Source organism: Amycolatopsis sp. EV170708-02-1 (assembly GCF_022479115.1).
In the GTDB taxonomy this organism is placed as follows: domain Bacteria; phylum Actinomycetota; class Actinomycetes; order Mycobacteriales; family Pseudonocardiaceae; genus Amycolatopsis.
In genome coordinates this window covers 7,753,630-7,773,910 of sequence record NZ_CP092497.1, presented here as the reverse complement: position 1 = coordinate 7,773,910, position 20,281 = coordinate 7,753,630, and the positions used below count along the sequence as shown (strand labels likewise).

At 68.5% G+C, this 20,281-nt stretch carries 18 protein-coding genes, 1 other RNA gene and 2 pseudogenes; 14 read left to right on the top strand and 7 right to left on the bottom strand.

All coding sequences use genetic code 11. The features are described 5' to 3' along the window. Positions 1–46 precede the first annotated feature (46 nt). Together MJQ72_RS35130 and MJQ72_RS35125 are read right to left on the bottom strand one after the other, a co-directional pair. Positions 47–1,186, bottom strand: a complete 1,140-nt coding sequence (locus tag MJQ72_RS35130) for a sensor histidine kinase (protein ID WP_240595375.1) — start codon at positions 1,184–1,186, stop codon at positions 47–49. Beyond that, positions 1,183–1,860, bottom strand: coding sequence for a sensor domain-containing protein (locus MJQ72_RS35125; RefSeq protein ID WP_240595374.1), 678 nt, complete (start codon positions 1,858–1,860; stop codon positions 1,183–1,185). The genes MJQ72_RS35130 and MJQ72_RS35125 overlap by 4 nt, the downstream gene beginning before the upstream one ends. Before the next feature lie 155 nt (positions 1,861–2,015). On the opposite strand from MJQ72_RS35125, the gene ssrA reads away from it, so the two are divergent. From ssrA to MJQ72_RS35090, 7 genes are all read left to right on the top strand, one after another. Then, positions 2,016–2,388: a transfer-messenger RNA gene (gene ssrA, locus MJQ72_RS35120) on the top strand. 97 nt (positions 2,389–2,485) lie between these two features. Beyond that, positions 2,486–3,508, top strand: coding sequence for a type IV toxin-antitoxin system AbiEi family antitoxin (locus MJQ72_RS35115; RefSeq protein WP_240595373.1), 1,023 nt, complete (start codon positions 2,486–2,488; stop codon positions 3,506–3,508). Positions 3,509–3,998: 490 nt separating this feature from the next. Continuing rightward, positions 3,999–4,157 carry a hypothetical protein gene (locus MJQ72_RS35110; RefSeq protein WP_240595372.1) on the top strand — a complete coding sequence of 53 codons (159 nt, stop codon included), beginning with the start codon at positions 3,999–4,001 and terminating at the stop codon, positions 4,155–4,157. 228 nt (positions 4,158–4,385) lie between these two features. Next, positions 4,386–4,880 carry a hypothetical protein gene (locus MJQ72_RS35105; protein ID WP_240595371.1) on the top strand — a complete coding sequence of 165 codons (495 nt, stop codon included), beginning with the start codon at positions 4,386–4,388 and terminating at the stop codon, positions 4,878–4,880. A gap of 337 nt (positions 4,881–5,217) precedes the next feature. Further along, on the top strand, positions 5,218–6,063 hold the full coding sequence (locus MJQ72_RS35100) for an alpha/beta fold hydrolase (RefSeq protein WP_240595370.1): 846 nt from the start codon (positions 5,218–5,220) through the stop codon (positions 6,061–6,063). A gap of 64 nt (positions 6,064–6,127) precedes the next feature. Further along, positions 6,128–6,865 carry an alpha/beta fold hydrolase gene (locus MJQ72_RS35095; protein WP_240595369.1) on the top strand — a complete coding sequence of 246 codons (738 nt, stop codon included), beginning with the start codon at positions 6,128–6,130 and terminating at the stop codon, positions 6,863–6,865. 135 nt (positions 6,866–7,000) lie between these two features. Continuing rightward, a complete protein-coding gene (locus tag MJQ72_RS35090; protein ID WP_143253029.1) occupies positions 7,001–7,216 on the top strand; it encodes a hypothetical protein in 216 nt (71 codons plus the stop codon). Here MJQ72_RS35090 and MJQ72_RS35085 read toward each other — a convergent pair. Continuing rightward, positions 7,204–7,988: pseudogene (locus tag MJQ72_RS35085) on the bottom strand (IclR family transcriptional regulator). The gene MJQ72_RS35090 and the pseudogene MJQ72_RS35085 sit on opposite strands and share 13 nt — an antisense overlap. Positions 7,989–8,320: 332 nt before the next feature. On the opposite strand from MJQ72_RS35085, the gene hutH reads away from it, so the two are divergent. From hutH to hutI, 5 genes and pseudogenes are all read left to right on the top strand, one after another. Continuing rightward, positions 8,321–9,847 (top strand): histidine ammonia-lyase, encoded by a 1,527-nt coding sequence (hutH, locus tag MJQ72_RS35080; RefSeq protein WP_240595368.1) that lies wholly within the window; start codon positions 8,321–8,323, stop codon positions 9,845–9,847. A gap of 4 nt (positions 9,848–9,851) precedes the next feature. Continuing rightward, entirely contained in the window at positions 9,852–11,504 is a 1,653-nt protein-coding gene (hutU, locus tag MJQ72_RS35075) for a urocanate hydratase (protein ID WP_240595367.1), read from the top strand. Further along, a complete protein-coding gene (locus MJQ72_RS35070; RefSeq protein WP_240595366.1) occupies positions 11,501–12,697 on the top strand; it encodes an allantoate amidohydrolase in 1,197 nt (398 codons plus the stop codon). The genes hutU and MJQ72_RS35070 overlap by 4 nt, the downstream gene beginning before the upstream one ends. Then, positions 12,694–13,989, top strand: a complete 1,296-nt coding sequence (locus MJQ72_RS35065; RefSeq protein WP_240595365.1) for a formimidoylglutamate deiminase — start codon at positions 12,694–12,696, stop codon at positions 13,987–13,989. The genes MJQ72_RS35070 and MJQ72_RS35065 overlap by 4 nt, the downstream gene beginning before the upstream one ends. Then, a pseudogene (gene hutI, locus MJQ72_RS35060) lies at positions 13,977–15,118 on the top strand (imidazolonepropionase). Before MJQ72_RS35065 ends, hutI begins: the two are co-directional and overlap by 13 nt. Here the strand turns inward: hutI and MJQ72_RS35055 are convergent. The 3 genes from MJQ72_RS35055 to MJQ72_RS35045 are packed head-to-tail and all read right to left on the bottom strand — an operon-like array spanning position 15,081 to position 16,842. Continuing rightward, a complete protein-coding gene (locus MJQ72_RS35055) occupies positions 15,081–15,848 on the bottom strand; it encodes a hypothetical protein (RefSeq protein ID WP_240595364.1) in 768 nt (255 codons plus the stop codon). The pseudogene hutI and the gene MJQ72_RS35055 sit on opposite strands and share 38 nt — an antisense overlap. Positions 15,849–15,886: 38 nt before the next feature. Continuing rightward, positions 15,887–16,636, bottom strand: coding sequence for a hypothetical protein (locus MJQ72_RS35050; protein ID WP_240595363.1), 750 nt, complete (start codon positions 16,634–16,636; stop codon positions 15,887–15,889). Further along, positions 16,633–16,842 carry a hypothetical protein gene (locus MJQ72_RS35045; protein ID WP_240595362.1) on the bottom strand — a complete coding sequence of 70 codons (210 nt, stop codon included), beginning with the start codon at positions 16,840–16,842 and terminating at the stop codon, positions 16,633–16,635. The genes MJQ72_RS35050 and MJQ72_RS35045 overlap by 4 nt, the downstream gene beginning before the upstream one ends. A 97-nt stretch (positions 16,843–16,939) precedes the next feature. On the opposite strand from MJQ72_RS35045, the gene MJQ72_RS35040 reads away from it, so the two are divergent. Both MJQ72_RS35040 and MJQ72_RS35035 read left to right on the top strand, forming a co-directional pair. After that, complete coding sequence (locus tag MJQ72_RS35040) at positions 16,940–18,562, top strand: histidine kinase (RefSeq protein WP_240601492.1); 1,623 nt, start codon at positions 16,940–16,942, stop codon at positions 18,560–18,562. After that, positions 18,537–19,211 carry a response regulator transcription factor gene (locus MJQ72_RS35035; protein WP_016331664.1) on the top strand — a complete coding sequence of 225 codons (675 nt, stop codon included), beginning with the start codon at positions 18,537–18,539 and terminating at the stop codon, positions 19,209–19,211. The genes MJQ72_RS35040 and MJQ72_RS35035 overlap by 26 nt, the downstream gene beginning before the upstream one ends. Here the strand turns inward: MJQ72_RS35035 and MJQ72_RS35030 are convergent. Next, complete coding sequence (locus MJQ72_RS35030) at positions 19,156–20,277, bottom strand: FAD-dependent monooxygenase (protein WP_240595361.1); 1,122 nt, start codon at positions 20,275–20,277, stop codon at positions 19,156–19,158. The two genes, MJQ72_RS35035 and MJQ72_RS35030, sit on opposite strands and share 56 nt — an antisense overlap. Between the last annotated feature and the right edge of the window lie 4 nt (positions 20,278–20,281).

The window sequence follows — 20,281 nt, the reverse complement described above, 5'->3', positions numbered from 1 at the left end:
CCCAGCGTCGTGAGTGAATGGCAGAGCCTATTCACTCACGAGCGGGTCACCATTGGCACGGCAGGTCCGCGCGAATCACCGTCGGGCCGCCGGGCGGGCTGACGACGGTGATCACGCCGTCGATCGTGGCCGCGCGGTCGGCGAGCCCGGCGAGGCCGCCACCTGGCCGGACTTCGGCGCCACCGTGCCCGTTGTCGGTGATCTCGACGATGACCATCGACTCGGTGCGCCACACCTTCACGCCCGCTTCGGTCGCGCCCGAGTGCTTCGCGATGTTCGTCAGCGTCTCGCCGACGATGAAGTACGCCGTCGTCTCGACCGCGGCGGGCGGCCGCGGCTCGACGTCCACCTCGACGTCGACGTGGATCGGCGATTTCGCGGCCTGCGCGGACAAGGCCGCGTCGAGACCGCGGTCGCCGAGCACGGCCGGATAGATCCCGCGGGCGAGATCGCGCAGCTCCGACACCGCGAGCTTGGCGTCGAGGTGTGCTTCGTCGATCAGTTCGCGCACGGCGTTCGGATCCTGGTCGAACTTCGACTTCGCGCGGCCGAGGCTCATCGCGACGGCGACCAGCCGCTGCTGGGCGCCGTCGTGCAGGTCGCGCTCGATGCGGCGGCGTTCGGCCTCGGCGGCGTCGACACCGCGAGCCCGCGACGCCTGCAGGCGCTCGGCCTTCTGCTCCAGCTTCGCGGCGCGGTTCGGGCCGAGCAGCGAGTACGCCAGGTTGCCGTGCAGCCACCCGACCCACGGGGTCACCCAGATCGCCATCGGCAGCAACACGACCGACGCGATCGCGATCGGCAGCTCCAGGCAGGCCAGCGGGAACGCTGCCATCAGGTAGGCGAGGTCACGCCACGTCGTCGCGTCGGTCAGGCGGGTCAGCCAGCGCTTGACCAGCGAAAGCCCTTCGAGGGGAAGGCGCTCGACCGGCTCCAGCGGGGTTTCGAGCATCGTCCGCGCCCAGCCCCGCTCCCGGTCGGCGGACCAGCGGATGAAGCTGGTCGTGGCCATCAGGATCGGGAAGCCGATCCACACCACCGCGGTCGCGATGCCGACCGCCAGCCCGACGACGATGAGGATGAACTGGAGCAGCCGGAAGAAGAAGCTGACGAACATGTAGGCGATCGACCGCATCGGCCGAGGCCGCGGGATCCCCACCTGCTGTACCTGCTGGTCGATCGTCATCCGTGAACCTCGCCCCAAGAATTTTCCAGACGGCGGCGCTGGGCGTGAGTCGGCCCGAGCAACGCCGCCGCCAGCCGGGCATGCATCCCGGCCAGCGCCTTCGTCAACGCTACCGAGAGAGCGATGCAGAGCACCCCGAGCGCCGCCCAAGGCAGCGCCGAGACCGTCGAATCGACGGTGAACCACGCGTGCTCCCAGGTCGGGAAGCGGTACTCGCCGCCGGGCAGGAAGCGGTAGTAGATCGGCAGGCCCGCGAGACCGAGGCTGGTCGACCAGAAGGCCGTGACCAGGACGAACTCGATGATCCCGAGCGGGAAGAGCAGGAAGAAGTAGCCGAGGTCGCGCCAGGTCGAGCCGTCCTTCAGGCGCGCCTTCCAGCGCACGGACTGGCCGGCGACGGGAAGCGGGAGATACGGCAGGTCGATGTAGCGATCGAGCAGCGCGTACACCCTGGCGCGTTCCATCCGGGCCGCGCCGCGGACCGTCAGGATCACCAGCGCGAGGAGCGGCAACCCGATCCAGACGACCGCCGTGCCCATGCCCGCCGAGATGAAGGACACCAGAAGCGCGAACGCCAGGACACCCATCGGCAGGTTCATCAGCAGGTAGACGAGCGAGCCGCCGAACGACGGATCGGACCTGCTCAGCTCCCGCTCGGCCGCCAGCGAACTCATGGTCGTGCTCCTCTCCTGTTCGAGGAGTCAAGCATCGCGTCCGGGGGCGTCCGCTGACATGGTGCTCGCGGGCATCTCCCAGGTAGGGCTAGCCCCACCTGCGGGATTAACCCGGTTGCCGACCGCGTTATGATGTACAGGTTGTGTCCCACCAAGGGGGTGAACGGTTTCGACTTTGGTCGTTGAATCAGGAGAAGCGTGCCGGTGCAGGCGAGAGACCACCGTAAGCGTCATCGCAAACCAATAAGCGCCGAGCCTAAGAGCCAGCGCGAGTTCGCTCTTGCTGCCTAAGCAGTAGAGCAACTCTGTCGGTCCGGGGTCGCCTCCGACCCGGTCACCGGCATCAGCTAGGAGGCTTACCGTCACACTCGGCTACGGGGTGTGATTGGGAAACAAACAGTGGCTGGGCTCGTCACTTCAGCTTGTTCGCGTGACTGAAGGGGCCAAGTAGAGACATAGCGGACTGCGCACGGAGAAGCCCTGATGATGCGCCAGAGGACCCGGGTTCAATTCCCGGCACCTCCACCGCCCGAATGGCGAGTGCTCATGACGAGCGCTCGCCATTCGTCGTTTCCGGCGGCGGTGCGGGTTGCGCCGAAGCCCTGGGCGTGTTCAGAATATGCGTATGTTCAATTTGAATGAACATGATGGCTCGCTGAACGCGGAGTGGTCGGCCGAGGCGCGCTCCCGGCTCCAGGAGCTGGGCCTCCGTGTCGAAGTGCTCGCCGACGCACTGGTGAAGCTCACAACGCGATCCGGCGCCGCCCGGACATACGGTGTCGAGGTCAGGCGGCGGATCACCGCGGAACTGGCCACGGCGATCCATTTCCCGCCGTCCCCTCCATCGCTGCTGTTCACCACGTACCTCAGCGAACCGGTCGCCGAGCGGCTCCGCGCCCGGGGCATCGACTACGTGGACGCCGCGGGCAACGTCCACCTCGCGTGGGACGACGTCTTGATCGACGTCCGCGGCCGTCGCAAGCCCACCGTTCCGGCTGGCCGAGCCTCGTCGCGAGGTGCGGGAGCTTTCGGCCGCGCAGGCCTCCAGGTCCTGTTCGTCCTGCTCAGCTGGCCGGAGGCGGCCGCCTTCCCGTACCGTCGGCTGGCCGAGATGAGCGGTGTGTCGCTCGGGACGGTCAAGACGGTCATCGACGAGCTCACCCGTGCCGGCTATCTGTACGACCGAGGGAGCGAGCGACGGCTGGCCCGCGGAGCCGAGTTGCTCGACCGGTGGTCGGAGGCCTACTCGATCACCCTCGACACCTCGTTGGCTCTCGGCGAGTTCGCGGCGGCCGATCTTTCGTGGTGGCGTGACGCGGAGACCGACCTGCTTTCCTCGGGGGTCCAGGTGGGCGGGGAAGCGGGCGCAAGCCTCATCGATCCGCATCTCCGGCCGGCCTCGCTCACCCTCTATGCCACCGGGCTGCCGGTGCGGCTGATCGGCCGGTATCGGTTGGCACGAGCGGAAAACGGCGGCAACGTGCACATCCGGAACCGGTTCTGGCAGGCGCCCGGACCGGAGTCGTGGATCGTGCCTTCGCCGCTGATCTACGCTGACCTGCTGGCCTCGGGCGATCCGCGCCAGCGTGAGCACGGCGACCGGATCCGGAGCGACGATGATCGACTTAAGCGCATCGACCGAACCTGATCTCCGGCTCGCCGCGAGAGTGCTGACCCGGGTCGATGCCGTCGCCAGTGCCGTGGGAGTCGAGTACCTCGTGGTCGGGGCGACCGCGCGCACGATTGTCGATCGGGTTGGTCGGCGGCCGGACGATTTCGAAGAATTCGTGAGCCGGCTGGAAAGACATGGCCGGAGCGCGTACTCGTTTCTCGTGGAGGGCATCGAGGTCGACGTGCTGCTTACGGCGGTATCGAGGATGACGACCGGACCAGTCGGTGATCCTGCCCGGCGGGCTCGTCATCAAGGTTCCCGCAGTACCGGCGTTGGCTCTGCTCAAGCTCTTGACCTGGTGGGATCGGCGCGCCACGACCACGCACGACGCCATCGACCCCGGGACGATGATCGGCTGGTACTCATCGGGACCCTATTGGGATCGGCTCTACGACAAGGAACTCGAGGTGCTCGAACGGCACGGCTTCGACCCTGCGCTCGCGGGGCCTGGCTGCTGGGATCACACATGCCGGAACTGTTGGATTCCGACGGTGTCGCGGTACTGCTCGGCATCGTCGGCGACGACGACGTGCTGGGCCGGTTGGGCAGCGACCTTCGCCTCACGCGTGGGCCGGTCCTCGTCGGTGCGCTCGCCGAGGGCATCAGGGAGGCGTCTTTGGCATAGGTCGCTGCTGTAGGGCTTAGCAAGGCCAATAGGCCAGGATCGTTCCCGCAGCATCGAGCCTGGACTTTCTTCGTGATCGCGGAGGTAGCTCGTGAAACGATGGCCATGTCGAGAGCCCTTGAGTGATCAAAATTCCGGCGGCTGTGTCGTGTAACAGTCGAGGTTCTTGTCGCGACCAGTGAGTGCGCATTGGAAATGGGCTTGTCGACTGCGACGGAGGGGAATGGCATGGACGGACCAACCTTGTTTCGAGGTGGATTCGCAAGACGTTCCGCTGCGTGGTGGGCCGCTGCTGGAATTGGGGCGATGCTCGTTACTTATGCCGCTACGCGAAGTCCGCGACAGTCTTATTCGCTGGCTTTGGAGAACAAAGATAGCGACGACGCGCCGGGTGCCCTGAATGCTCTCTATCAGAGTGAAAAGGCGGACGCATCCGCTATATTTAATGTTTCCATGGCGATGATGGGTATTGCCGCGGCCTATGTTGTCGGAGCGATATCGCTGGCTGAGAAGTATGGGTCGGATTCGATTCCGTGGCCTGTGGTCGTCCTGTTACCAGCGCCACTATGGGTCATCGTGGTATTTCATTCCCTGATTACGCTAAATGCTATGAATCATGGTCTCTCTGTTCTTATCCTGGAAGACAGGCTCTTTCGAAGAGCTCGACTTCCTCGTCGGGGGCGGTACGACGGAGAATCGGATCCGAAGCCGGCGATCAAGTGATGGATATCATGAAGTCGCACTGGGCGCATAAGGCGGCGACGGTATTTTGCTACGCCGGAGTCGGCTTCCTGGTCGTTGGTTATACGGCGTATGATGTCGTCAGGTGGTGGCCGCACGGTGGCAATGGCTGGCGTATTGTGGTCTTGTCGCTCTACTCTTTGTCTTTTGCCGTCGCAGCGGCCTCATGGATTGTTGGGCTGTGGAAACTAAGGGATGCGCAGGATGTCAGGGATGAACTGTGTCCGAGGCTCCGTTGAGAGTAAGGGCATGGCGCTCTATCGGGCGGGTGATCAGGCGCGTCGTCAAGGTGATTGCCGTAGTCTTAGTGTGCTTACTGATGGTCAGTGGCTTGGATTCACTGGCTGGTACGCTGGTGGATGTGGGAAATAAGCAGAAAATAAGCACTACGCAAGCTGCTGTGCGGCCTGCAAGGCAAGCGCTTGTGGTGTTCCCGGGCTACATTATGCCGGGCGATGTTCTTTCTGCGGCGTTTTCTCGCCACCTTGGTCTGGATACCACGATGCTGGTGGCCCAATACGCGGATCGCGGATTGGACATGGATGACTTCTATGCGCAGATTATGGTCGAACTGGAAAAACTCAAGCCTGAAAGAATCCGGCTGTACGGTGCGTCCCTGGGGGGAATGTGTGCCAGGGAGTTCCTTAAACGATACGAGCAATCAGGTATGCGCTTTGGAAAAGTCTCCCTGATTCTCGATACTGCACCAGGTAATGTTCGCAACATCAAAAGGTCGCCCGTTCTTTTTTGGTTCGCCTCCTGGTATCGAGGTGGGCCGATATCGGGGGCGATTTGGGCATTTCTGAGCCGCTTCAACGACCTCGGTGTCGTCGCTGAACCTGATGCTGATAAGAGTCTCATCGAAGAAGGTCGACGCCGTTCTGCATGGGCGGGAATTCCGGCTTTGGCAACCCAGGCGAACTTCATAGACTCGTTTCCCGCTCTGCGTCCACTGGAGCTTGTTGGAGTTGTGGACCGGATGACCTACATCCACTCCAACAACCCGGAGGAAGATCCGCTGGTTCGAGTCGAAGAGTCGATAGCAGAGTGGAATAGGGCATTTCCCGCACTGATTCGAGTCAAGATGGACGATCGATCAGGTGGGTGGCACATCCCCCTGATCGAACGACCGGGCGAAGTGATGCGCGCGATCCTTGCTGTGTGAGCCTTTGCGGGTTTGCGCCCGATCGGGCAGGCACGATTCGTGAGAATCTCGTAGCCTCGAAGCCATGCGCCTTCATGTGCATCAGTGGGGTTCCGGACCGCGGGTCGTTCTCGTGCACGGCGTGCTGCTCGGCGGCCGCGAGGCGTGGCGGGCCCAGCGCCCGTTGACCGAGCGGTGGACGTTGCTCGCGCCGGATCGTCCCGGGCACGGGAAGTCGCCGGACGGCGTGCAGGATTTCGAGGCCGACGCCGGATTGATCGCGGAGCAGCTGCTCGACGAGCCCGCGCATCTGGTCGGGCTGTCCTACGGTGCGATCGTCGCGATGCTGGCCGCCGTGCGGCGGCCGGAGATGGTCCGGACGCTCACCGTGGTCGAACCGCCCGCGGCCGGGATCGTCCGCGGCGACGAGGTCGTCGACGCGTGGGACGCCGAGCTGCGGCGATTCCTCGACGGGCCGCTCGAAGATCCTCGCGAGGTGTTCAAGGTGTTCTTCCCGCTCGCGGGTGTGCCGCTGCCCATCCCGGATCCGGTGCCGGAGACGCTGCGGCGCGGGGCTCGCGCGCTCGTCGGGATGCGGCCGCCGGGTGACGCGGACCTACCGCTCGACGCGCTGGCCGGAGCGGGCTTCCCGATGCTCGTCGTCACCGGCGGTCATCGGCCGGAGTACGAGATCATCGCCGACGCGATCGCGGACGGGACCGGTGCGCGCCGCGAAATCGTGCGGGGGATGGGGCATTTGGTGCCGGATACCGGGGCGGCGTTCAACGAGCTTTTGGAAGGATTTCTGAAGCACGGAGAGTAGCTGCGGCAGGGTCGATTTCATCTCGATTCACCCGCAATGGCGATCTTGTTCCGGTGAAGTGTCATGCTGTGTGTCCGACCATGGCCCTCTTTCGAAACGACCCCGTGTCGCCGGAGGGCCGGAAGAAGGTGGCAGATGACCTGGGCCAGGCATTCCAGTCGTCCCGACCCCGCTGAAGACCAGAGCCGGATGGCCGGTGTGCGAGCGGAGGAAGAAGTCCGCCTCACCCTGCAGAACGGCAGAGCAGCACGAACCGTCGCCGGGCACGCTTCGGACGCCCTCGACTGTGCGGAACTACTGGCCATGCTCGGACTCGAGGGAGTCCAGAAGAAGCACGCTCAGCGCACCTGACCCCCGATCCGGGTGGTCAATTCGGCCGCGGTCAGACGGACCTCCTCGGCGAGATCGGGCCACGTTTCCTCGCACCCTTCCGCCCCGGGCAGAGGTGGCGGAGAGTCACGCTGATCGCGGCCATCGGACGGCCGCCGTGGTCGAAGACCGGGCAGGCCACCGAGGCGAATCCTTCGGTGACGTGACCGTCTTCGACCGCCCAGCCGAGCCTGCCCTCCGCGTTCAGCGTGCGGCGGAGTTCGGCGAGGGTGCGCGGGCCGCGACCGGTGCGCAGGACGAACGCCGAGGCAGCCGGGAAGAGCGCGCGCACGTGTGGCGAGGGCAGATGCCGCAGGATCGCCCTGCCCGATGCCGTGAGCTGGCCCGGTAGCCGGACGCCGACCTCGGTCACCAGGGTCTCCGGGCGCGTGGGGCGCTCTTTGACCAGGTAGAGCGACTCGTTGCCGTGCAGTACGCCCAGATGCGCGGTGTGGCCGACGCGGTCGGCGAGTTTGCGCAGCAGCGGGAGCGCGAGGCGTTCCAGCGGGTCGTGCCGCAGGTAGGCCGAGCCGAGCTCGAACGCGGCGATGCCGAGGCCGTAGCGGCGCTCGGCCGGTAGGTGTGTCACGAAACCGGCGGCCTCCAGCTCGGCGAGCAGGTGATACGTCGTCGAACGCGGGAGGCCGAGTTCGCGCGCGATCGCGGCCGCGGACACCGGGCCGGGCCTCGCGGCGAGGGCGCGGAGGATGCCGAGGCCGCGTCGCAGAGCCGGGACTTCGCTGCTCTCGCCCATGTGCGGTCTCCTGTTTGGCTCGGCGGGGGAGCAAGGGACCTTTGCTACCACTTCTCTCGACATCAAGAGAGTGGTAGCAAAGGTCCCTTGCTCTCTTTTCGCAGGTGGGAGCGGTGACTGTGTGGATTTCGGGTCACTCAACGCACCAAAATCCACACGGTCGCTACGCGGGGTAAGGGGTGTGTGGATATAGGGACACTCAACGTCCCTATATCCACACACCCCACGTGGTAGCAAAGGTCCCTTGCTCCCACCCGGGCATGTCTTGGATACCAGACACAACCACCGGTTGGCGCCGCCCACCAGCGGGCATGGCGTTGTCCAATGGGGCTATGCCGGAAACCGTACTTCTGGGGTCCGAACCGCTTCGGCCCGAACAGGTCGTCGCGGTCGCCCGTGACCACTCGCCCGTCGCGGTCAGCGAAGCGGCCGAGAAGAACCTCGCCGCGACGCGTCAGCACATCGACGACCTCGCGCACGCCGAGACGCCGACGTACGGCGTTTCGACGGGCTTCGGGGCGCTCGCCACCAGGCATATCCCGCTCGAAAGCCGCACCGCGCTCCAGCGGTCGCTCATCCGGTCGCACGCGGCCGGCGCGGGCCCGGTCGTGGAGACCGAGGTCGTCCGCGCGCTGATGCTGCTGCGCCTCCGCACCCTCGCCAGCGGGTACACCGGCATCCGGCCGCAGACCGCGCAAGCGCTTGCGGCCCTGCTCAACGCCGGGATCACGCCGCTCGTCCACGAGTACGGCTCCCTCGGCTGCTCCGGTGACCTCGCGCCCCTCGCCGCTGTCGCGCTCGCGCTGATGGGAGAGGGCGAAGTCGAGTACAACGGCGAAGTCGTCCAGGCGGGCGTAGCGCTGAAGCACGCGGGGATCGAGCCGGTCGTTCTCGCGGAGAAGGAGGGCCTCGCCCTCACGAACGGGACCGACGGCATGCTCGGCATGCTCCTGCTGGCCGCCGCCGACCTGCGCAAGCTGCTCGACACCGCCGACATCACCGCGGCGATGAGCGTCGAAGCGCTCCTCGGCACCGATCGCGCCTTCGCCGCCGATCTTCAGGCGCTGCGTCCGCACCCCGGGCAAGCGACGAGTGCGCTCCGCATGTGGACGGCGCTCCAGGACTCGAAGATCGTCGAGAGCCACCGCGGCCCCGACTGCAACCGCGTCCAGGACGCGTACTCCCTCCGCTGCGCGCCCCAGGTGCACGGCGGCGCCCGGGACAGCCTCACGCACGCCGAACTCGTCGCCGGGCGTGAGCTCCAGTCCGCGGTCGACAACCCGGTCGTGTTGTCCGACGGCCGCGTCGAGTCCAACGGCAACTTCCACGGTGCCCCGGTCGCGTACGTGCTCGACTTCCTCGCCATCCCGCTCGCCGACGTCGCGAGCATCGCCGAGCGCCGCACGGACCGCATGCTCGACAAGGCTCGTTCGCACGGCCTCCCGCCGTTCCTCGCTTTCGACCCCGGCGTCGATTCCGGCCACATGATCGCCCAGTACACGCAGGCGGCCGTGGTCAGCGAGCTCAAGCGCCTCGCGGTGCCGGCGTCGGTCGACTCGATCCCGAGCAGCGCCATGCAGGAGGACCACGTCTCCATGGGCTGGTCCGCAGCGCGCAAGCTGCGCAAGGCCGTCGAGGGCCTCAACACCGTCCTCGCCATCGAACTGCTCACCGCCGCGCGTGCCCTCGACATGCGCGCGCCCCTGGTCCCGTCGCCGGTCACCGGCCGGGTCCGGGATCTCGTCCGCACCAAGGTCGAGGGCCCCGGCCCCGACCGTCATCTGGCGCCGGAGATCGCCGCCGCCGAAGAACTCGTCGCGTCGGGTGCCGTCCTCGCCGCGGCCCAACTGGAGGTCTGAGCCCATGACCCGCACGGTCCGTGCCGCCCGAGGCACCACGCTCACCGCGAAGAACTGGCAGACCGAAGCCGCGCTGCGGATGTTCCACAACAACCTCGACCCCGAGGTCGCCGAGCGCCCCGAAGACCTGGTCGTCTACGGCGGAACCGGCAAGGCCGCCCGCAACTGGGCCAGCTTCGACGCGATCACCCGCGAACTGACCACATTGGACGCCGACGAGACGCTGCTCGTCCAGTCCGGCAAGCCGGTCGGCGTGTTCCGCACGCACGAATGGGCGCCGCGTGTGCTCATCGCGAACTCCAACCTCGTCGGCGACTGGGCGACGTGGCCCGAATTCCGCCGCCTGGAGGCGCAGGGCCTGACCATGTACGGCCAGATGACCGCAGGGTCCTGGATCTACATCGGCACGCAGGGGATCCTGCAGGGCACGTACGAGACCTTCGCCGCCGTCGCGAAGAAGCGGTTCGGCGGCAGCCTCAAGGGCACGCTCACCGTCACCGCCGGCCTCGGCGGCATGGGCGGCGCGCAGCCGCTCGCGGTCACGATGAACGACGGTGTCGCGCTCGTCATCGAATGCGACCCGCAGCGCGCCCACCGCCGCGTCGAGACGCGCTACCTCGACGAGGTCGCCGACGACCTCGACGACGCGATCCGCCGGGTGGAGGCCGCGAAGAAGGAGAAGCGCGCGCTGTCCGTCGGGGTGGTCGGCAACGCCGCCGAGGTGCTGCCCGAACTGCTGCGCCGCGGTGTCGAGGTCGACATCGTCACCGACCAGACCTCCGCGCACGACCCGCTTTCCTACCTGCCCAAGGGAATCGGCGTCGACGAGTGGCAGGACTACGCGGACAAGAAGCCCGACGAGTTCACCGAACGCGCCCGCGAGTCGATGGCGGAGCACGTCGAGGCGATGCTCGGCTTCCTCGACAAGGGCGCCGAGGTCTTCGACTACGGCAACTCCCTGCGCGGCGAGGCGAAACTCGGCGGCTGCGAGCGCGCGTTCGACTTCCCGGGATTCGTGCCCGCCTACATCCGCCCGCTGTTCTGCGAGGGCAACGGCCCGTTCCGCTGGGCGGCGCTGTCCGGCGACCCCGAGGACATCGCGGCGACCGACCGCGCGATGCTGGAACTGTTCCCGGAGAACGAATCCCTCGCGCGCTGGATCCGGCTCGCCGGGGAACGCGTCGCCTTCCAGGGGCTTCCTTCGCGGATCTGCTGGCTCGGCTACGGCGAGCGTCATCTCGCGGGCCTGCGGTTCAACGAGATGGTCGCCAGCGGTGAGCTGAAGGCGCCGGTCGTCATCGGCCGCGACCACCTCGACTCGGGCAGCGTCGCCTCGCCGTACCGCGAGACCGAGGGCATGGCCGACGGCTCCGACGCGATCGCCGACTGGCCGCTGCTGAACGCGCTGGTCAACACCTCGTCGGGCGCCAGCTGGGTGTCGATCCACCACGGCGGCGGCGTCGGCATGGGCCGCTCCATCCACGCGGGCCAGGTCAGCGTGGCCGACGGAACCCTGCTGGCGGCGCAGAAACTCGAGCGTGTGCTCACCAACGACCCGGGCATGGGTGTCATCCGGCATGTCGACGCGGGCTACGACCGCGCCGCCGAAGTCGCCGACGAGCGCGGCGTGCGCGTGCCGATGCGGGACGCCGAGTGACCGCGTCCTCGCTGCTGGCGGAGATCTCGGACGTCGGCCGTGACCCGAAGCGCGGCGGCTACTCCCGCCACGCCTTCGACGCGGCCGAAACCGAACTCCGCGCGTGGTTCGTCGAGCGCGCCGGACGGCTGGGACTGGGCGTCGAGACCGACCGCAACGGCAACATCTGGGCCTGGTGGGGTACACCCGGCCCGGACGCGGTCGTCACCGGGAGCCACCTCGACTCGGTGCCCGGCGGTGGCGCGTTCGACGGCCCGCTGGGGGTCGCCAGCGCGCTCGACGCGGTGGAGATCTTGCAGGCCAAGGGATTCCGTCCGGCCAAGCCGTTCGCCGTCGTGGTCTTCGCGGAAGAGGAAGGCGGCCGGTTCGGCGTACCGTGCCTCGGCTCGCGGCTGCTGACCGGGACCATCGACGCGGACAAGGCACGCGGCCTGCGTGACCCGGACGGCGTCACGTTCGCCGAAGCGGCGGCGAAATCCGGCCTCGATCCCGATCAGGTCGGCCGCGATTCCGAGCGGCTGGGGCTGATCGGGCGGTTCCTGGAGCTGCACGTCGAGCAGGGGCGCGGGCTGATCGACCTCGGCTCGCCGGTCGCCGTCGGCAATACGGTGATCGCGCACGGCCGGTGGCGTTTCTCCTTCCAGGGCCAGGGAAATCACGCGGGTGCGACGCTGATCGGAGATCGTCGTGACCCGATGATCCCGGCGGCGGAGACCGTTCTCGCCGTGCGGAAACTGGCGAAGGCGACCAGCGACGCGAGGGCCACTGTCGGCAGGCTCGTGCCGACACCGGGCGGGACGAACGTCATCGCGTCCACTGTGGACCTTTGGCTGGACGCTCGGGTGCCGGGTACGGACACGCCCGAACTGGTCGCGGAGATCGCGAAACTGGCCGAAGAGGCGGCCGGACAGGAAGGGTGCCGCGTCGAGGTCACCAGGGAGTCGTACTCCGACGACGTGGTCTTCGACGACGCGCTGCGCCGCGACCTGGGCACCTGGCTGGGCGGGCCGCCGGAACTGCCGACCGGCGCCGGGCACGACGCGGCGATCCTCGCCGGGTTCGTCCCGTCCGGCATGCTCTACGTGCGCAATCCCACCGGGATCAGTCATTCCCCGGAGGAGTTCTCCGAAGCGGAGGACGTCGACCACGGTGCGCGCGCGCTCGCGGACGTCCTGGAGAAACTGTCGACATGACGACATATTGGTGTGAACGTGCCTGGCTGCCGGACGGGATCGCCGATGCCGTCCGGATCGAGGTCGACGGCGGCGAGATCGCTTCCGTGACGGCGAACGCGCCTCGCGAAGGAACTGTCCTGAGTGGACTGACCTTGCCGGGCTTCGCGAACGGGCACTCGCACGCGTTCCATCGTGCGCTGCGCGGCCGGACGCACCACGATCGCGGGACCTTCTGGACGTGGCGCGAGCGGATGTACTCGCTCGCGTCACGGCTCGATCCGGATTCGTACTACCGCCTGGCACGCGGGGTCTACGCCGAGATGGTGCTGGCCGGGTACACGAGTGTCGGCGAGTTCCACTACCTGCACCACGCCCCGGGCGGAAAGCCTTACGCCGAGCCGAACGCGATGGGCGAGGCGCTGCGGCAAGCGGCCAGGGACGCCGGGATCCGGCTGACCTTGCTCGACACGTGCTATCTCGCGGGCGGGATCGGGGTGGAGCCTGACGAGGTACAGCGGCGGTTCTCCGATGGGTCGGCCACGAAGTGGGCGCGACGAGTCGGCGAATTGCGAGAGGACGAGACGTTCCGGGTGGGCGGGGCGATCCATTCGGTGCGCGCAGTTCCCGAAGACCAACTGTCCGAAGTGGCCGGTGGGTCCGGGCCGCTGCACATCCACCTTTCGGAGCAACGGGCCGAGAACGAGCAATGCCTGGCGGCTTATGGCCGGACCCCGACGGGGTTGCTCCACGACCACGGCGTGCTCGGCGAACGGCTCACCGCGGTGCATGCGACGCATCTGACCGCAGAGGACATTCAGCGGCTGGGTGCGGCGCGGAGCCGCGCCTGCTTCTGCCCGACGACCGAACGCGATCTCGGCGACGGCATCGGCCCCGCGCGGACGCTGCTGGACGAGGGGGTGCGGCTGTCGCTCGGCAGCGACAGCAACGCGGTCGTCGACGCGTTCGAGGAGACCAGGGCGCTGGAACTGAACGAGCGGCTCGCCAGTGAGAAGCGCGGCAGGTTCACCGCGGAGGAACTCCTCGCCGCGGCGACGGATCACGGCGCGGTCGGCTGGGACGAGGTTGGACGGCTGGCCCCGGGCGCGGGCGCGGACCTGGTCACGGTCGGCCTCGGTTCGGTGCGGACCGCGGGGATCGAACCGTCCGGGGTGGTCTTCGCCGCGTCCGGTGCGGACGTCCGGGACGTCGTCGTCGCCGGGCGTGAGATCGTCCGCGACGGCGTGCATCAGCTGATCGACCGGCCGGAAACGGTCCTGGCCAAGGAGATCGAGGCATTGTGGCAGTCCTGATCACGGGAATCGGCGAGCTCACCACGAACGACGCCGAACTGGGCAAGCTCCGCGACGCGGCCGTCGTCGTCGATGGCGAGACGATCGCCTGGGTCGGCGCAGCCGCGGACGCGCCCGACGCGGACGAGCGGGTCGACGTCGAGGGGCGTGCGGTGCTGCCCGGCTGGGTGGACAGCCACACGCACCTCGTGTTCGCCGGGGACCGGACCGCCGAGTTCGAGGCGCGGATGGCCGGGAAGGCGTACAGCGCCGGAGGGATCGCAGTCACCGTCGACGCGACTCGGTCGGCTTCCGACGAGCAGCTGGCGGCGAACCTGCGGCGTCACGTCGACGAAGCGGCGAGGCAGGGCACGACCTGCCTGGAGACGAAGACCGGGTACGGGCTCAACGTCGAAGACGAGGCACGTTCGGCGCGAATCGCCGCCGAGGTGGCCGACGAGGTCACGTTCCTCGGCGCGCATCTGGTGCCGCCGGGCGCGGACGCGGAGTCCTATGTGGACCTTGTGTGCGGCGACATGCTCGACGCCGTGGCGCCGCTCGTGCGGTGGGCCGACGTGTTCTGCGAGACCGGCGCGTTCGACGAGGCGCAGTCCGGGCGGGTGCTGAAGGCGGCGCGGGAGCGCGGGCTCGGGCTGCGGGTGCACGGGAATCAACTGGGGAGGGGCCGGGCGTGCGGCTCGCCGTCGAGCTGGGGGCGGCGAGCGTCGACCACTGCACGTACCTGAGCGATGCGGATGTCGAGGCTCTCGCCGCTTCGGACACTGTCGCGACCCTACTTCCGGCGTGCGATCTGTCGACACGGCAGCCGTTGGCGCCGGCGCGGCGGCTTCTCGACGCGGGGGCGACCGTCGCGCTGGCCAGCAACGCGAACCCGGGCAGCTCGTACACGACGTCGATGGCGTTCTGCGTGACGACCGCGGTGCTGCAGATGCGGATGACGATCGACGAGGCGGTGTGGGCGGCGACGGCGGGTGGTGCGCGCGCTCTGCGGCGTGACGACGTGGGCTTCGTGCGGCCGGGGGCACGCGCCGATCTTCACGTGCTGGAAGCGCCTTCGACGACGCACCTCGCGTATCGGCCGGGGGTGCCGCTCACTTCGTCGGTGTGGCGCCGGGGGAACCGGTTGTGAGCGCGTGTTCGAACTTGCGGTTCGGCCCGAGGATCCAGACCTTCTTGGGATCGAGGTAGGTGATCAGATCGATCAGGGCGTTGTAGACGGTGGTGAGCCGCGCGGCGCCTTCCTCGGGTGACTTCAGGATCTTGGCGGTCTCTTCGAGCAACGGGGCGAACCATTCGGCGAATTCGGCGTCGTCCCGGTATTTGCGCCGGAACTGGACATAGCCGAGGCACCGGGGACGATCCGGGCTGTCCGGATCGATCATCAATTCGCCGATGGCCTGTTGTTCGCCGCCGAGGAGCAGGAACACGCGGGCGTCACTCGGCTCGTCGTGCCCGGACAGCGCCCCTTTGACTTCGCCGAGACGGCGCATCAGCCGCCGGTTCCGGCCGCGGCTGCCCATGTCCAGGAAGTGGGCCTCCTGCTGGAGGATCTGTACCCAGCCGAGGTAGGCGGAAAGCCGGTAAAGGCTGTCGTAGCGGTTGTATTCGTCTTGCCGCTCGGTACCCGGCGCCGCCTGATGGACCTCTTCGCCGGACAGCAGGCGAATCGCGTTCCGCAGCCGCGCGGCCAGCGACGCCGCCGACTGCAGCAGCGGATCCCGGTACCGGCTGACCAGGTCCCGGCGGAGCTGCTCGCGGTCGGTCCGCCGCCTGCGTGCCTCGAACACCCCGCCGAGCACCGCCGTCAGCACCGCGCCGGTCACCGAGACCACCGCGGAGATCACCGAAACGTTGTTCACGTCGCATCACCCCGGCGTGGAGCGTACTGACAGGTGCGCTAGCGGAGGGTGTCTTCGACCCGGATCCGCAGGGCGGGTGGGAGTTCGCCGAGCAGATGAGACCACTGCTCGACCCGTTTCTCGCTCAGGTGGGTGAGCAGATCGAGCACCGGCGCCCACAGCTCCTCGTCGGCCGCCGCGACCCCCAGGAGGCCGCGGAACCGGGTCTCGGAGAGCAGCCCGAGGACGTGATCGATCCGGCTCTTGTCGTCGAGGACGAACGCGATCCGGATCAGAGCCTCGTCGCCGATGACGGCCAGCGCCCGGCGCACCGTCGGATCGGGCAGGTGACCGACGAACCGGCCGACGGTGATCCAGTCCTCTCGGCGCACCAGCTCGCGCGCCACCTCGACGACGGTTTCGAGCGGGATCCGCGCGATGATCGCGCTCGCCCGGCGCGGGTCCAGTTCGGCCGCGACGTCGGCCAGGAACGGCGGCTTCAGCCGCTTCGCGACGTCGACGCCCCGGGAGACGTCCACCAGCCCGGCGATCCGCGCGCACAAGAGCGGGCCGAAGACCTTCTCGGCGATCTTCGCGAGGATCGGGCTCGGGACGAGCTTGCTCGCCATCGCCATCCGCTCCAGGGCGGCGAGGTTGGCGTCGAACAGGGTGTCCGTGACCTGCTCGCGGAACGCCTGGAGCTCGGCCGCGTCCACGCTCTCCAGGTACGAGAGCCGCTCCGGGGTGGTGCCGAGGACGCGGGCGAGTTTGAGGATCTCCGCCTGCGCCGCGAAGTTCTCGGTGGTCACAGGCCCACCACCTTGCGAACGGCGCCGCGCAGCAGCGCGGGCACGTACTTCAGGCCCTCTTCGCCCGCTTCGGCCAGCGCCTTGGCCTGGCGGTGGCGCGCGTCGCGAAGCGCGTTGGAAAGGTCCTGTTTCTCGTGGTCGGCCAGCGCTTCGATGCCTGCCGGGACAGGACCGCCTAGCTGACCGGTGAGTGTGCGCTCGGCCATGGTCGATCATCATGCCTCATCGCGCCGGGGAAGCAGGGGACCTTTACTTTCGTCCATGGCGGACCGCTCGTCACGGCTTGTAGCGTCCAGGTCTGTGATGGACGGAGAGGAGCCCGTGCGGCGCGGGCGGCGGCTGTGGATGGACGTCGCGCTGTGGCTCGGGCTCTGCGGCTGGGTGGTCATCGACGCCGGATCCAGCACGAGGCACTGGGAACTGCTCTTCGGGCTCACCACGACCACGGCCGCGATCGCGGTGTCGCGCCGGTATCCGCTGGTCTCGCTCGCCATCGCGATGGTCGCCGCGTTCGTCGTGATGGGCAGCTTCGGCGGCCGGGTGCCGATTTGGGAGGGCTTCGTCCTCGTCGCGGTGGGCTACCTCGCCGGCTACCGGCAGCCGGTCGCGAAACCGATGCTGCGCCTTTTCGCCGTCGTTTCGGTGCTGGCGGTCCCCGTCGCGCTGCTGTGGAGCAAGGACGGCTTCGCGTCCTGGGGTGCGTTGCTCGGCGTCCTCGTCTTCGCTGGGGTGACGCCCTGGCTGCTGGGCAGGTACGTCCGGCAGCGCGAGGACATGGCGCGCGACGGCTGGCGGCGCGCCGAGGAGATGGAGAGCCGTCAGCGGCTCGTCGCCGACCGCGCGCGGCTGCGCGAGCGCACCCGGATCGCCAGCGACATGCACGATTCGCTGGGCCACGAGCTGAGCCTGATCGCGGTGCGCGCCGCGGCGCTGGAGGTCGCCGGCGGACTCGACGAACCGCAGCGGCAGGCCGCGGGCGAGCTGCGGCAGAGCGCCGCGACGGCGACCGAACGGCTGCGCGAGATCATCGGCGTCCTGCGCGAGGACGACGCGCCGACCGAGCCGGTGCACGAGAGCATCGACGAACTGCTCGACCGGACCAGGGCTTCGGGCGTGCTGATCGAGTCCTCTGTGGACGAACCGGTCGACGGTGAACCGCCGATGGTCGACCGCGCCGCGTACCGCGTGGTCCAGGAATCGGTCACGAACGTGGTGAAACACGCGCCGGGTGCCGCGGTCACGGTCCGGGTCGTGCGGTCCGAAGGGCGGACGGACGTCGTGGTCACCAACGCCGCGCCGCCCGCGGGGCCGCTCCCGGGCAGGACGTCGGGCAAACGCGGGCTGATCGGCCTGCGCGAACGGGTCCGGCTGGTCGGCGGGACTCTGCGGGCGGGCCCCCGTGACGGCGGTTTCGAGGTCAGCGCGGCCTTGCCGCACGACGCGGCGCCGTCGGAGGAATCGCCCGAGAGCCAGGCGGCGATGGACGCCGAAGTCGGGCAGTCGACGTCGGCCAGGGAACTGGAACGGGCCCGCCGGGACGTCCGGCGCAGCCTGATCCAGGCGATCGTCGTGCCGATCGGGCTGTTCGGCGTGGTGGTCGGGATCAGCGGGGCCGTGTTCCTCGTCAAGTGGTACGGCTCCGAACTCCCCGGTGGGGACTACGACCGCATCCAGGTCGGCCAGACCCGCGCGGAGATCGCTTCGCTCCTGCCCGGCGCTCAGCGGGTCGCCCGGCCGCGTGCGGTGGAGCCGCCGGTGCCCGCGGGGGCGACCTGCGAGTACTACGGCACCGAGCGCAGCGTGTTCAACTTGAACTACGAGGCCTACAGGCTGTGCTTCGCCGAGGGGAGACTCGTGGCGAAGGACGTGATCAGTGAAGACGAGCAAAGGGGGGACCCGGATGATCCGGGTGGTGCTGGCCGATGACGAGGCGATGATCCGCGCCGGCGTGTCGGCGATCCTGGCCGCGGACGCCGGGATCGAGGTGGTCGCGGAGGCCGAGGACGGGCGCGCCGCCGTCGAGCAGACCCGCGCGACCAGGCCGGACGTCGTGCTCCTCGACATCCGGATGCCGGTCATGGACGGGCTCAAGGCGGCCGAGGAGATCCGGCGGCTGCTGCCCGACGTCGGCGTGATCATGCTGACGACGTTCGGCGAGGACGCCTACATCGAACGCGCGCTCGGCCTGGGCGCGAGCGGTTTCCTGCTGAAATCCGGCGATCCCCGCGAACTGCTCGGCGGCATCCACGCGGTCGCGGGCGGGGCGGCTTTCCTTTCGCCGAAGGTCGCGCAGCGGGTCATCGCCCGCTTCTCCGGAAACCAGGTGTCCCGCGCCGAAGAGGCGAAGGCGCTGATCGGGAAACTGACCCCGCGTGAGCAGGAAGTGCTGGCACTGCTGGGTTCCGGACTGTCCAATGCGGACATCGCCGCGAAACTGTTCGTCGTCGAGGGCACGGTGAAGGCCTACGTGAGCACCATCCTCAACCGGCTCGGCGCGCGGAACCGGGTGCAGGCCGCGATCACCGCGTACGAGGCGGGGCTGGTCGGCGGGGGACGGGAGGAGTCCAGCCGCTGACGCCGGCGCCGATGCGGGCGGTGAGCGCGCCGGGGAGCAGCCGGAACACGCCGTTGCGCATGGCCACGGCGAGCGGATTGCGCAGCTGCGGCCCGGCTTTTCCCGCCTGGACCGAGGCTTTCACGACGCCCTGGCTGCGCGAACGGCGCTGCTCGTCGTAACTCTTCAGTGCCGCGTCGACGTCTTCGATGGTGCTGAGCGCGGCGGCGAGGACGACCGCGTCTTCGATCGCTTGGCAGCCGCCCTGGCCGAGGAACGGCGGCATCGCGTGGGCCGCGTCGCCGAGCAGCGCGACGCGGCCCTTCACGTATGAGGGCAGAGGCGTGCCGAGCAGGTGGAGATCGTGGTGGAGCAGGGTCTCGGGCGCGGTCGCTTCGATGAGTTCGGGAATGGGGTCGTGCCAGCCGCCGAAACGGTCTCGCAGATACGACTTCGGGTCTTCGTGACGGATGCCCGCTTCGGCGACGTAGCTCGCCCACCAGTAGACGCTGTCGTCGTGCAACGGGATGACGCCGATCTCGGCGCCGTCGTCCCAGCTGGTGCTGAGCTCCGTCGGGTGCGGGAGGGTAGTCACCGCGCGGAAGGCCGTGCTGCCGCTGTAGACCGGTTCGGGGTGTCGCGGCCACAGCTGCTTGCGGGCCATGCTGTGGATTCCGTCCGCGGCGACGATGACGTCGGCGTCGAGGTCTTCGAGGCAGGTGACCTCGACGCCGGTGCGGACGCAACCCTCGGGAAGAGCGTCGCGGAGCGCGCCGATGAGATCCGCGCGGTGGATGGCGGCGAGCGGGCGGCCGTGATGACGGCGGAACGCCTCGGCATCCCATCGGGTGATGCGGCGGCCGTGGCGGTCGTGGAGACCGCCGGAGGATTGCTCCCTGAGGGTTTCGGGGTGGACGCCCAGCGCCTCGAGTGAGCGCAGGGCGTTCGGCCACAGGGAGATGCCCGCGCCGACGGCGGTGAGCTCCGGCGCCTGTTCGAGGACGGTGACCTCCCAGCCGATGCCGTGCAGCCCGATGGCGGCGCTCAGTCCGCCGATTCCCCCGCCGATCACGATCGCTTCGCGCATGTCG

What these genes read in the sequence shown, in the direction of transcription:
- MJQ72_RS35130 (WP_240595375.1), bottom strand. Translation starts at nt 1,186, where the DNA reads ATGACGATCGACCAGCAGGTACAGCAGGTGGGGATCCCGCGGCCTCGG.
- MJQ72_RS35125 (WP_240595374.1), bottom strand. Translation starts at nt 1,860, where the DNA reads ATGAGTTCGCTGGCGGCCGAGCGGGAGCTGAGCAGGTCCGATCCGTCG.
- MJQ72_RS35115 (WP_240595373.1), top strand. Translation starts at nt 2,486, where the DNA reads ATGTTCAATTTGAATGAACATGATGGCTCGCTGAACGCGGAGTGGTCG.
- MJQ72_RS35110 (WP_240595372.1), top strand. Translation starts at nt 3,999, where the DNA reads ATGCCGGAACTGTTGGATTCCGACGGTGTCGCGGTACTGCTCGGCATC.
- MJQ72_RS35105 (WP_240595371.1), top strand. Translation starts at nt 4,386, where the DNA reads ATGGACGGACCAACCTTGTTTCGAGGTGGATTCGCAAGACGTTCCGCT.
- MJQ72_RS35100 (WP_240595370.1), top strand. Translation starts at nt 5,218, where the DNA reads ATGGTCAGTGGCTTGGATTCACTGGCTGGTACGCTGGTGGATGTGGGA.
- MJQ72_RS35095 (WP_240595369.1), top strand. Translation starts at nt 6,128, where the DNA reads ATGCGCCTTCATGTGCATCAGTGGGGTTCCGGACCGCGGGTCGTTCTC.
- MJQ72_RS35090 (WP_143253029.1), top strand. Translation starts at nt 7,001, where the DNA reads ATGACCTGGGCCAGGCATTCCAGTCGTCCCGACCCCGCTGAAGACCAG.
- hutH (WP_240595368.1), top strand. Translation starts at nt 8,321, where the DNA reads ATGCCGGAAACCGTACTTCTGGGGTCCGAACCGCTTCGGCCCGAACAG.
- hutU (WP_240595367.1), top strand. Translation starts at nt 9,852, where the DNA reads ATGACCCGCACGGTCCGTGCCGCCCGAGGCACCACGCTCACCGCGAAG.
- MJQ72_RS35065 (WP_240595365.1), top strand. Translation starts at nt 12,694, where the DNA reads ATGACGACATATTGGTGTGAACGTGCCTGGCTGCCGGACGGGATCGCC.
- MJQ72_RS35045 (WP_240595362.1), bottom strand. Translation starts at nt 16,842, where the DNA reads ATGGCCGAGCGCACACTCACCGGTCAGCTAGGCGGTCCTGTCCCGGCA.
- MJQ72_RS35040 (WP_240601492.1), top strand. Translation starts at nt 16,940, where the DNA reads ATGGACGGAGAGGAGCCCGTGCGGCGCGGGCGGCGGCTGTGGATGGAC.
- MJQ72_RS35035 (WP_016331664.1), top strand. Translation starts at nt 18,537, where the DNA reads ATGATCCGGGTGGTGCTGGCCGATGACGAGGCGATGATCCGCGCCGGC.
- MJQ72_RS35030 (WP_240595361.1), bottom strand. Translation starts at nt 20,277, where the DNA reads ATGCGCGAAGCGATCGTGATCGGCGGGGGAATCGGCGGACTGAGCGCC.